This window comes from Cryobacterium sp. Sr3, assembly GCF_004402835.1.
GTDB lineage: Bacteria > Actinomycetota > Actinomycetes > Actinomycetales > Microbacteriaceae > Cryobacterium > Cryobacterium sandaracinum.
The window spans coordinates 25,436-36,769 of sequence record NZ_SOFA01000042.1 but is presented as its reverse complement, the minus strand read 5'-3'; the positions used below and the strand labels follow the sequence as shown (position 1 = coordinate 36,769).

The following is an 11,334-nucleotide window of genomic DNA, read 5'->3' as shown; positions in this document are numbered from 1 at the left end:
CCGGAGTTCTTTCAGAATGAGACGCGCCAAAATTGTCGCCACGCTCGGGCCGGCAGCAGCCAGCTACGATCAAATTCGTGCCCTTATCGATGCCGGTGTCGACGTCTGCCGGATGAACCTGAGCCACGGGGACTACCAGGTCCACGAGGGTGTTTATGCGAATGTACGCAAAGCAGCGAACGACTCCGGTCGTGCCGTCGCCGTCATGGTCGACCTGCAGGGACCGAAGATCCGTCTCGGAAAATTCGAAGGCGGCCCTTACGAACTTGCCCTCGGAGACATTTTTAAGATCACCACAGAAGAAATCCTGGGTACCAAGGAACTCTCCGGCACCACGTACAAGGGCCTGCCCCAGGACGTCAGGCCCGGCGACTTCCTGCTGATCGACGACGGCAAGGTCAAGGTCGAGGTGGTGGCCACGAACGACACCGTCGTGACGACCAAGGTGATCGTTGCCGGCCCCGTGTCGAACAACAAGGGCATCAACCTGCCCGGTGTCGCCGTCAACGTGCCGGCCCTGTCCGAAAAGGACGAGGCCGACCTGCGCTGGGGTCTCCGCCTCGGCACGGACCTGATCGCGCTGTCGTTCGTTCGGGACGCCGCCGACATCACCCGCGTGCACGAGATCATGGCCGAAGAAGGACGCCGCGTTCCCGTGATCGCGAAGATCGAGAAGCCGCAGGCCGTGGAGAACCTCGAGGGCATCGTCGACGCGTTCGACGCCATCATGGTGGCCCGTGGCGACCTGGGCGTGGAGCTGCCGCTCGAGGCCGTTCCGATCGTGCAGAAGCAGGCGGTCGAGCTCGCTCGTCGCATGGCCAAGCCGGTCATCGTGGCGACGCAGATGCTCGAGTCCATGATCCATAGCCCGGTGCCGACCCGCGCGGAGACGTCTGACGTCGCCAACGCCGTGCTCGACGGCGCGGATGCGGTCATGCTCAGTGGCGAGACCAGCGTCGGCGAGTACCCCGTCGTCACGGTCCAGACGATGGCGCGGATTGTCGCGTCGACCGAGGACCACGGCCTGGAGCGTATCGTTCCGCTGACGAACAAGCCGCGTACCCAGGGCGGTGCGATTACCCTCGCCGCCATCGAGGTCGCCGAGTTCGTCGAAGCGAAGTTCCTGTGCATCTTCACGGAGTCCGGTGACTCGGCCCGACGGATGTCCCGGCTGCGGTCGAAGATCCCCATGCTGGCTTTCACCCCGGAGCCCGGTATCCGTCGTCGACTGGCCCTCACCTGGGGCATCCAGACCTACCTGGTCGACCGGGTCACCCACACGGATGCCATGTTCGGACAGGTGGATGACATCCTGCTGGGCCAGGGTCTGGCACAGCTCGGTGACAAGGTCGTCGTCATCAGCGGTTCCCCTCCCGGCATCGCGGGTTCCACGAACGACATCCGTGTGCACCGCGTCGGCGATGCCCACAATGAAGTTCACCCGGCGTACGCGAAGAAGTAGCGCCGCGACGGAGAAAGCCCCGCCGCCCGGCTTCGGGTGGCGGGGCTTTCTCGTGCTGTCAAATCTGCGCGGCACAGCCGAGCGCCGTGATTCTGTGACCCACCGCCCCCGGGCGACACCCTGTTCCCCTTCAGTGTCGCCCATGAGGCTGTGCGCGTGAACACTCCGAACCGGAGCGTGACTGGACGGTCCGTGGCGTGCGCGGGTCCCCCGACCCGGTAGCGTGGACATGTCCAACCTCATTTCAGGCTAACACCTGTTGGACATGTCTAATGTCACGGTCCGGCGCCACGGGACAGCGGCGCACAGGGGGGAGCAGGACGTGAACTACGAAGCACGCACCGAGCTGGCGCGCGAACTGGTGGCCACCCTCACCCTCCCGCGTCCGCTGACCGCCGCGACGCTGCACCGGTACATGGAAGGTCTGCGCGGCAAGGCGATCCTGATTCGTGCGGCGAGTCCGCGGCTCGTGGAATCCGGAGTCTGCGGGCTGTGGATCGAGGTCGCCGGGGAGAATTTCGAGCGCATCCACCATGCGCCGACGGACTCCGCCGTGCACCGCCAGCAGTTCATCAACCATGAGTTCGGCCACATGATCCTGCGGCATGAGAAGCAGCTGATGCCGGCCGAGCGGGTCGCGCTGCTCGCACCCCTCATCCCGCTCGACTCGATCGCATACGCGCTGTCCCGCAGCAACTTCACCGACGAGCAGGAAGCCCTGGCCGAGGCGATCGGCGACCGGCTGGCCCTGATCATGTTCGGAGACAGCGCCGAAACGGCCAACGGCCCCCGAACCGGTTTCGGCCGGGTGCTGTAGTGCAGATCATCCTGCTATCGGTGTCGGCGTTGATCTGGATCGCCACAATATTGTGCGTGCCGTCACTCCTTCGCGGTCGTCGTCGCCGTCTCTTCTGGGTCCTCGTTGCTTTCGGGACGACAATGACCCTGCAGCCTTACGTCGTGTACAACGCCGTCGACGGACTACTGGGTGGGGACAACGTCGCCTACTTCAGCTTTCATGCAACGGCGATCGTTACCATTGGTCTCCTGGACGGCATCGTGCAGGAGGCCGTGTCCGTGGGCGGTCTCACGCGGCGTAGGAATCAGGTGACCGCACTCGTCACCGGCGCAATTGTCACCGCCCAAGCTGTCCTATTCTTCGGCGGAGACTGGCGTTTTCGAGACCAGATCCACGAGGCTTTTCCGAATCGTTGGGATTTCGCCGCCTACTCGTCCACCACGTGGATTGCGATGGCCCTCTTCTCCGTGTCGGTAGGTGCGGCATGCGCGTCCGATCTACGCCTTCAGCATCGGTTGATCACTCGGGCGTCTCTCGCTCTCGTTGTGCTCGGTTGCCTCGGGGTTCTGGTCTACACGATCGTCAGCTTCGCGAGCGTGACCGCAGCCCTTCTCAGTCCGGACTTCTCCTTTGACGGGTGGCCCTACACCGCTTACCACATCGCCCTCGCCACCGCTCCCGTCTGCCTCGGCCTGGGTCTGGGTCTGACTGCCATGGAAGTGGGTATCCAGGCCCTGGCGAAGACCAGCCGCAACCGGGTGCTGCTGTGGCAGATCACTCCGTTGTGGGAGCGCCTGCTGGCCGGATCTCCGGAGCTCAGCATCGAGCGCGACCTCTCGCGCGTCGGGCTGCTCCTCGTGCGGGATCCCGGCGCTCACCTGTACCGGCGTTACGTCGAGGTGCGGGATAGCCTGCTCCTCAACCCAGACCAGAGCCTGACGGTATCCGAACGGACACTGATCAACGCCGCCGAGAACCACGTGCGGGCCATCCCCGCCGCAGCTTCGATCGTCACCACCCTTGCCCGCCCCGCGACACCCCGACAGGACCACACATCGTGATTGACCCGCGAGCAGCCGACGACGGGCCCAGCATCCCCGGCGAACCGATCAGTCCGCAGCGGGAACTGGCACGCAAGCTCAACCTCCTGCTTGACGTGGTCGTCGCCGAGGGCAACACGCCGCACACCTACAAGCAGATCGCCGCGGGACTGCAGGCGCGGGGCCTGTCGCTCTCCCGAGCCCGGTGGGCCTACATGATCACCGGGGACGGGCCTCTCGTGACAGACGTCGACCTGCTCACGGGCATCGGCGAGTTCTTCCGTATCCCGCCGGAGTACCTGCTGGGCTCTGACTGCGACCTCCCCGACCGCGTCGATTCCCAGCTCGCGTTCGTGAAAAGCCTGCGTGCCCAGCGCGTGGTCAACTTCGCGGCACGCACGCTCGGGGATGTGTCCCCGGAGACGCTGCGGTCGATCACCGCGCTCCTGGAAGAGGACATGCAGCGCGGCGATGCCGCGCGGCCCGCTGAGGGCTGACGGGCTGACGGGCTGGCCGACGCGCCGACTGGCGCTGAGGCCCCGGCAGAGCCGAAACGGCCCGACTCGGCGGAAATTTCTGCCTGGGGGTGTTGGTACCGGTGGTGGGACTCGAACCCACACGTCCTTGCGAACAAAGCATTTTGAGTGCTCCGCGTCTGCCATTCCGCCACACCGGCTCACAACACCTGCTCCAGAATACCGTAGGCTTTCCCCCGTGACCGACCAAGACTCCACCCCAGTACCTCCTCGCCGCGTTGTCGTTGCCGAGGATGAGTCCCTCATCCGCCTCGACATCGTCGAAATCCTCCGCGACGCCGGATTCGAGGTGGTCGGTGAAGCCGGCGACGGAGAAACCGCTGTCGCCCTGGCCACCGAGCTGCGGCCCGACCTGGTCATCATGGACGTGAAGATGCCGCACCTCGACGGAATTTCCGCGGCCGAGCGCATCACCAAGGCGCACATCGCCCCCGTCGTGCTGCTGACCGCGTTCAGCCAGAAAGAACTCGTCGAGCGCGCCACGGAAGCGGGCGCGCTGGCCTACGTGGTCAAGCCGTTCACCCCGAACGACCTGCTGCCCGCCATCGAGATCGCGCTGTCGCGCTACAGCCAGATCATCACCCTCGAGGCCGAGGTGGCCGACCTCGTCGAGCGCTTCGAGACCCGCAAGCTCGTCGACCGGGCCAAGGGCCTGCTCAACGAGAAGATGGGGCTCACCGAGCCCGAGGCCTTCCGGTGGATCCAGAAGGCGTCCATGGACCGCCGGCTCACCATGCACGACGTCGCCCAGGCGATTATCGAGCAGCTCAGCGCCAAGAAGTAACCTTCGGCAGCCGGGCAGATCACCCTTCGAGGTTGATGCCTGGCCGTTTTTCAAGCCTTGGGTCTTGCGCCTCGGGCCGGTTCGTCAGTTCCTTGATCAGATTGGTGATCCGGATCGTCGAGCAGCGCCGGCCCTGATCATCCGTGACCGCGATCTCGTGCGTCGTGAGCGTACGGCCCAGGTGCACCGGCGTGCAGACACCCGTGACGAAGCCCGACGTCGCCGACCGGGTATGCGTGGCATTGATCTCGATCCCCACCGCCAGGCGGCCGGGACCGGCGTGCAGATTGGCGGCCATCGAGCCCAGCGACTCGCCCAGCACGACATAGGCGCCACCGTGCAGGAGCATCGCCGGTTGCGTGTTGCCCTCGACGGGCATCCGTGCCACCGCGCGCTCGATGGTGAACTCGACGAACTCGATGCCCATCTTTTCGGCCAGGGAGCCGGCTCCCCGCTGCTGGACCCACTCGAGGGCGTCCGTGGTCTGCTGGATCATAGTTACCTTCGGTCGCTGCACCTGCCCGCGCCGGATGACGCTTGTAGGCTATCTCTGTGTCAGATTCCGAAAAGCCTACCCTGATGATCATCGACGGCCATTCCCTGGCCTACCGGGCGTTCCACGCCCTCCCCGTGGACAGTTTCCAGACCCACGACGGGCAGCACACCAACGCCATCCACGGGTTCCTGTCCATGCTGCTCAGTCTGCTGCGCAACGAGAAGCCCACGCACATCGCCGTGGCGTTCGACATCTCGCGGTTCTCCTTTCGAACGCGCGAATACGCCGATTACAAGGGCACGCGGGCCAGCACGCCAAGCGAGTTCATCGGGCAGGTGCCGCTGCTGCAGGAGGCCCTGGCTGCGATGAACATCACGACGCTGACCAAGGAAGACTTCGAGGCCGACGACATCCTCGCAACACTGTCCGTGCGCGGCAACCAGGAAGGCTTCCATGTCCTGGTGGTCTCGGGGGACCGGGACACGATCCAACTCGTCAACGAAAACGTCACCCTGCTCTACCCGGCCAGCCAGGGCGTCTCGGCGCTCACCCGCTACGACCCGGCCCGGGTGCGCGAGAAGTACGGCATCGAGCCGGCACAATACCCGGATGTCGCGGCCCTGGTCGGCGAGACCAGCGACAACCTGATCGGGATCTCCAAGGTGGGGGAGAAGACCGCCGTGAAGTGGCTCGGCCTCTACGGCAGCCTCGACGGCATCCTGGAACACGCCGAGGAGATCAAGGGCGTCGTCGGCAACAACCTGCGCGAGCAGAAAGAGAACGCGATCCGCAACCGGCGACTCAACCACCTCGTCACCGACCTCGACCTCCCGGTGGAGCTCCCCGACCTCGTGCGGCGCCCCATCGACGAACCGGCCGTGCGCGCTGTGTTCGGTCGGCTCGAGTTTCGCACCCTGCTTGACCGCGTGATCAAGCTTGAGGGCGCCGGCGCGACCGAAGGCGTCGCCGTGGTCGTGCCGGAGGAAGTGCTGGTCGCCGCGCCTCAGGCGCCCGCCGCCCAGGACCTGCTCGACGAGGAGCTGGCCGCGTGGATCGCCCGGGCCACGGTCGCCTCCCCGCAGGGCCTCGCTCTCTCCGTCGAGGTACACGAGGGCAAGGCCATTGGCTTCGGAGTGTCCGGACCGACCGAGTCGGTAAACCTGCCCTGGCAGCCCGGACGCACGGACTACCTCGCATTCGAGGCCTGGCTGGCCAGCGACTCGCCCAAGATCATGCACGACGCCAAGAGCCAGATCAAGGCGCTCCGCCGCAGCAACCTGGACTTTTCGGGGCTGGTGTTCGACAGCCTGATCGCGGGCTGGCTACTGCGCCCCGGGGTGCCGGACAAAACCCTCGCCACCCTCGTCTTGCGATACCTGGGCGAAACCCTGCCGGTGACCGACCCCAACCAGCTGATCCCGGCCGAGAACGAGGCCGGGGGCGTGCCGGTGGAGTCCTGGTACACGTTCCGGGTGGCCGCGGCCATCGACGCGCTGCTCGACGACGGGTCCCGCGAGGTGCTCACCACCATCGAGATGCCCACCCTGCTGGCACTCTCCGACATGGAACTGGCCGGCGTGGCCGTCTCCCATGACCAGTTGTCGGCACTGTCCGGCCAGCTGGGCGAGCGCGCCGCCGGGTTGGCCGCCGGCGCCTACGCCGAGATCGGCCGCGAGGTGAACCTCGGTTCACCCAAGCAGTTGCAGGAGGTGCTGTTCGACCAGCTCGGCATGCCCAAGACCCGGGCGAACAAGACCGGGTTCTCCACGGATGCCGGGGCTCTGGCCGACCTGCAGGCCAGCAACCCGCATCCGTTCCTTGACATGCTGTTGCAGCACCGCGACGCCACCAAGCTGCGCCAGATCGTGGAGACCCTGGACAAGGCCATCGACAAGACGGGACGTATCCACACCACGTACGTGCAGATCGGCACGGCCACCGGTCGGATCTCCTCCACCGACCCCAACCTGCAGAACATCCCGGTGCGCACCGAGGAGGGCCGCCGCATCCGGGCCGCATTCCACGCGGCCAACGGGGCCGAATGCCTGCTCACCGCCGACTACTCGCAGATCGAGATGCGCATCATGGCGCACCTTTCCGGCGACGCGGGACTGATCGAGGCCTTCAACGCCGGCGAAGACCTGCACCGGTTCGTCGGCGCAAGCGTGTTCGGCGTGGCGCCGGAAGACGTCACGAACGAGATGCGCTCCAAGGTCAAGGCCATGTCCTACGGCCTGGCCTACGGATTGAGCGCCTTCGGGCTGTCCCGGCAGCTGCGCATCGAGACGAAGGAGGCCAAGCAGCTCATCACAGACTACTTCGCCCGGTTCGGCGCGGTACGCGACTACCTGCGCAATGTCGTCGAGCAGGCCAAAATAGATGGTTACACGGCCACCATATTCGGCCGCCGCCGCCCGTTCCCCGAGCTGCACAGCGCCAACCGGGTCGTACGCGAGAACGCGGAGCGCGCGGCCCTCAACGCGCCGATCCAGGGGTCGGCCGCCGACATCATGAAGATCGCGATGAACGGGATCGCCGTGGACCTGATCGACGGCAATTTGGAGTCGCGCATGCTGCTTCAGGTACACGACGAACTGATCTTTGAGGTTGCCCCGGGGGAGTGGGATGCGCTCCGCCAGGTCGTGACGCACCGGATGGAGACCGCAGCGGACCTGTTGGTGCCGCTCGACGTGCAGGTCGGCCGCGGCGACAACTGGGATGCCGCCGCCCACTAGGCAGCGACTACCAGCCGCCCGAATGCGAGGTCCGGCGCTCCGCCCGTGGTCGAGCGCGTGTTCTAGGCTCGGGTCATGACAACCGACAAGCAGCGCACCCCCACGCCGATCGACCGGATCGCCGAGGACTGGGTGGACACCCTCGTCGATATCGACCCGACCGTGGGCACGTACATCGGCCGCACCGAGGTTGACGGCCGCTTCGGCGACTACTCCCCGGACGGCCTGGACCGCAGGGTCGACGCGGCCCGATCCTTCATCGCCCGCCTCGACGCGGCCACGGCCGTCGACGACGTCGACGTCGTCACCCGCACCGACCTGCGCAGCTCGCTCGCCCTCGACGTCGAGAGCGCCGAAGCCGGATTGCCGCTGCGCGACCTGAACGTGATCGCGTCGCCGGCCCAGGGCATCCGGGAGGTCTTCGACCTGATGCCCACCGCCACCGTCGCCGACTGGGACACCGTTTCCGCCCGTCTGCGCGCCCTGCCCGGGGCCATCGACGGCTACATCCAGACCCTGCGTCTCGGCATCGAGCGCGGCAGTATGCCCGCCCGGCGTCAAGTGCAGGAAGTCATCCTGCAGGCCCGGCGCCACGCGGCGAACGACGGCTTCTTCGCCGAGTTCGCCGCCAACGCCGGCCACGACACGGGAGCGCTCCCGGCCTCGCTGGCCAAGGATCTCGACACCCGGGCGCGTGCCGCTGCCGCGGCCTATGGAACGCTGGCGGACTTCCTCGGCACCGAGCTCGAGGGCAGGGCCCCCACCCGCGACGCCATCGGTCGCGACCTCTACCTGCTGCAGTCCCGCCGTTTCCTCGGCGCGACCATAGACCTCGACGAAACCTATGAGTGGGGCGTAGAGGAGCTGGCGCGGATGGTCGCCGAGCAAGAGAGCATCGCCGACCTGATCAAGCCGGGCGCGAGCGTGCCCGAGGCCATTGCGTTCCTCGACACCGAACCCAGCCGCAAGCTGCACGGCACCGACGCCCTGCAGAAATGGATGCAGGAGACCAGCGACCGAGCCGTCGCCGAGCTCTCCGAGACCCAGTTCGACATCCCCGACGAGATCAAACGCCTCGAGTGCCTGATCGCCCCCACCCAGGAAGGCGGCATCTACTACACCGGGCCTACGGACGACTTCTCCCGCCCGGGCCGGATGTGGTGGTCGGTGCCGGTCGGGATCACCGAATTCGACACCTGGCGCGAATTGACCACCGTTTACCACGAGGGCGTGCCCGGCCACCATCTGCAGATCGGCCAGGCCGTCTACAACCGGGCCAAGCTGAACACCTGGCGCCGCCAGCTGGCCGGCACCTCGGGTCACGCCGAGGGCTGGGCGCTCTACGCGGAACGTCTGATGGAGCAGCTGGGCTACCTCGATGACCCGGCCGACCGTCTCGGCATGCTGGACGGGCAGCGGATGCGCGCCGCCCGCGTCGTCCTGGACATCGGCGTGCACCTCGAGAAGCAGCTGCCCGACGGTTCGGGCCCCTGGACCGCCGACTACGCCTTGGAGTTCTTGGGCCGGAACGTGAACATGAACGCGAGCTTTGTCAAGTTCGAGGTGAACCGGTACCTCGGCTGGCCGGGGCAGGCCCCGTCCTACAAGGTCGGCCAGCGCATCTGGGAGCAGCTGCGGGACAGGTACAGGGAGCGCGAGGGTGACGCCTTCTCGATCAAGGAGTTCCACCGCAAGGCCCTCGATCTCGGCGGGGTCGGCCTGGACACCCTCCAGGCGGCGATGCTCGGTTAACGTTCGGGGTCGATCGGCGTAGTTTCGGTGGGGGACGGGCAAGTTGCCGGCCTCTCCCGCAAACAGCTAAGCTTGACTGTCACGCTTGTGACGAACTGTCCACCGCCATGCATGGTGCACGAGCACGAGTTTTTCCCGTGTGTGGCCCGAACTATGTCCATCCTGGAGCAACTACTACATGACAAACGCAACGACCGAACGGGCACCCAAGCAGGTCGCCATCAACGACATTGGATCTGCTGAAGACTTTCTTGCCGCGGTCGAAAAGACTCTGAAATTCTTCAACGACGGAGACCTCATCGAGGGCACCGTGGTGAAGATCGACCGCGACGAGGTTCTCCTCGACGTGGGCTACAAGACCGAGGGCGTCATTCCCTCCCGCGAACTTTCCATCAAGCACGACGTTGACCCCTCTGAGGTCGTCAAGGTCGGCGACCTGGTTGAGGCCCTCGTTCTTCAGAAGGAAGACAAAGAAGGCCGTCTCATCCTGTCCAAGAAGCGCGCTCAGTACGAGCGTGCATGGGGCGACGTTGAGAAGATCAAGGAGTCGGATGGCGTTGTCACCGGTTCGGTCATCGAGGTTGTCAAGGGTGGCCTCATCGTGGACATCGGACTCCGCGGGTTCCTCCCGGCCTCGCTCATCGAGTTGCGCCGTGTTCGCGACCTGACCCCGTACCTGGGCCAGGAGATCGAGGCCAAGATCCTCGAACTCGACAAGAACCGCAACAACGTCGTGCTGTCCCGTCGTGCGCTGCTCGAGCAGACTCAGTCCGAGAGCCGCACCACGTTCCTCAACAACCTTCAGAAGGGACAGGTCCGCAAGGGTGTTGTCTCGTCGATCGTCAACTTCGGTGCGTTCGTCGACCTGGGTGGCGTTGACGGTCTGGTTCACGTCTCCGAGCTCAGCTGGAAGCACATCGAGCACGCCAGCGAGGTCGTCGAGGTTGGCCAGGAAGTCACCGTCGAGATCCTTGAGGTCGACCTCGAGCGCGAGCGCGTGTCGCTCTCCCTCAAGGCCACGCAGGAAGACCCGTGGCAGGTCTTTGCTCGCACCCACGCCATCGGCCAGGTTGCACCGGGTAAGGTCACCAAGCTCGTTCCGTTCGGCGCGTTCGTTCGCGTTGCCGAGGGCATCGAGGGACTCGTTCACATCTCCGAGCTCTCCGGCAAGCACGTCGAGCTCGCCGAGCAGGTCGTGTCGGTCGGCGACGAGGTCTTCGTCAAGGTCATCGACATCGACCTCGAGCGTCGCCGCATCTCGCTGAGCCTCAAGCAGGCCAACGACGGTGTCGACCCCGAGGGCACCGAGTTCGACCCGGCGCTCTACGGAATGCTCACCGAGTACGACGACCAGGGCAACTACAAGTACCCCGAGGGCTTCGACCCGGAGACCAACGAGTGGCGCGAAGGCTTCGAGACCCAGCGCGAGAAGTGGGAGCAGGACTACGCTGCAGCCCAGGCTCGCTGGGAAGCCCACAAGAAGCAGGTTGCCTCCGCAAACGACGAGATCACCGCCGTCAGCGATGTCCCGTCCGCCGCAGGCAACACCTTCTCGAACGAGACGGCCGGCGCCGGCACGCTCGCGGACGACGAGGCCCTCGCAGCACTGCGCGAGAAGCTCTCCAGCTCCAACTAGCACCGAGCTGACTGAAGGCCGCACCCTCCGGGGTGCGGCCTTTTTTCGCTTCGCCGGCGGATGCCGGTTCGTCCATCGAGGGCCGTTAGCATGG

Annotated in this window: 9 protein-coding genes and 1 tRNA gene; 8 read left to right on the top strand and 2 right to left on the bottom strand. The window is 65.8% G+C overall.

The window, feature by feature from the left end; all coding sequences use genetic code 11:
- Window positions 1-16: 16 nt before the first annotated feature.
- From pyk to E3N94_RS13860, 4 genes are all read left to right on the top strand, one after another.
- The gene (gene pyk / locus E3N94_RS13875) at window positions 17-1,462 is read left to right on the top strand and encodes a pyruvate kinase (protein ID WP_104100538.1); all 1,446 of its coding nucleotides are present in this window, start codon (window positions 17-19) and stop codon (window positions 1,460-1,462) included.
- Window positions 1,463-1,784: 322 nt separating this feature from the next.
- Complete coding sequence (locus tag E3N94_RS13870; RefSeq protein ID WP_134570428.1) at window positions 1,785-2,279, top strand: hypothetical protein; 495 nt, start codon at window positions 1,785-1,787, stop codon at window positions 2,277-2,279.
- Between the two features lie 122 nt (window positions 2,280-2,401).
- Window positions 2,402-3,322, top strand: coding sequence for a DUF6545 domain-containing protein (locus E3N94_RS13865; RefSeq protein WP_134570427.1), 921 nt, complete (start codon window positions 2,402-2,404; stop codon window positions 3,320-3,322).
- The gene (locus E3N94_RS13860) at window positions 3,319-3,798 is read left to right on the top strand and encodes a hypothetical protein (RefSeq protein WP_233191355.1); all 480 of its coding nucleotides are present in this window, start codon (window positions 3,319-3,321) and stop codon (window positions 3,796-3,798) included. Before E3N94_RS13865 ends, E3N94_RS13860 begins: the two co-directional genes overlap by 4 nt.
- A gap of 93 nt (window positions 3,799-3,891) precedes the next feature.
- Here the strand turns inward: E3N94_RS13860 and E3N94_RS13855 are convergent.
- Window positions 3,892-3,977: transfer RNA gene (locus E3N94_RS13855), tRNA-Leu, on the bottom strand.
- A 38-nt stretch (window positions 3,978-4,015) separates the two neighbouring features.
- On the opposite strand from E3N94_RS13855, the gene E3N94_RS13850 reads away from it, so the two are divergent.
- A complete protein-coding gene (locus tag E3N94_RS13850) occupies window positions 4,016-4,621 on the top strand; it encodes a response regulator (protein WP_104100541.1) in 606 nt (201 codons plus the stop codon).
- A 19-nt stretch (window positions 4,622-4,640) separates the two neighbouring features.
- On the opposite strand, the gene E3N94_RS13845 is transcribed toward E3N94_RS13850, so the two are convergent.
- A complete protein-coding gene (locus E3N94_RS13845; RefSeq protein WP_104100542.1) occupies window positions 4,641-5,117 on the bottom strand; it encodes a hotdog fold thioesterase in 477 nt (158 codons plus the stop codon).
- A 56-nt stretch (window positions 5,118-5,173) separates the two neighbouring features.
- On the opposite strand from E3N94_RS13845, the gene polA reads away from it, so the two are divergent.
- The 3 genes from polA (at window position 5,174) to rpsA (ending at window position 11,240) form a co-directional block, all read left to right on the top strand.
- Window positions 5,174-7,852 (top strand): DNA polymerase I, encoded by a 2,679-nt coding sequence (polA, locus tag E3N94_RS13840; RefSeq protein ID WP_134570426.1) that lies wholly within the window; start codon window positions 5,174-5,176, stop codon window positions 7,850-7,852.
- A gap of 75 nt (window positions 7,853-7,927) precedes the next feature.
- A complete protein-coding gene (locus tag E3N94_RS13835) occupies window positions 7,928-9,604 on the top strand; it encodes a DUF885 domain-containing protein (protein WP_134570425.1) in 1,677 nt (558 codons plus the stop codon).
- A 178-nt stretch (window positions 9,605-9,782) separates the two neighbouring features.
- The gene (rpsA, locus tag E3N94_RS13830) at window positions 9,783-11,240 is read left to right on the top strand and encodes a 30S ribosomal protein S1 (RefSeq protein WP_104100545.1); all 1,458 of its coding nucleotides are present in this window, start codon (window positions 9,783-9,785) and stop codon (window positions 11,238-11,240) included.
- The last annotated feature ends 94 nt before the right edge of the window (window positions 11,241-11,334 follow it).

Excerpts from the sequence above, each read along its gene's own strand:
- E3N94_RS13865 (WP_134570427.1), top strand. The coding sequence starts at position 2,402 with ATGACCCTGCAGCCTTACGTCGTGTACAACGCCGTCGACGGACTACTG.
- E3N94_RS13845 (WP_104100542.1), bottom strand. The coding sequence starts at position 5,117 with ATGATCCAGCAGACCACGGACGCCCTCGAGTGGGTCCAGCAGCGGGGA.
- rpsA (WP_104100545.1), top strand. The coding sequence starts at position 9,783 with ATGACAAACGCAACGACCGAACGGGCACCCAAGCAGGTCGCCATCAAC.
- pyk (WP_104100538.1), top strand. The coding sequence starts at position 17 with ATGAGACGCGCCAAAATTGTCGCCACGCTCGGGCCGGCAGCAGCCAGC.
- E3N94_RS13835 (WP_134570425.1), top strand. The coding sequence starts at position 7,928 with ATGACAACCGACAAGCAGCGCACCCCCACGCCGATCGACCGGATCGCC.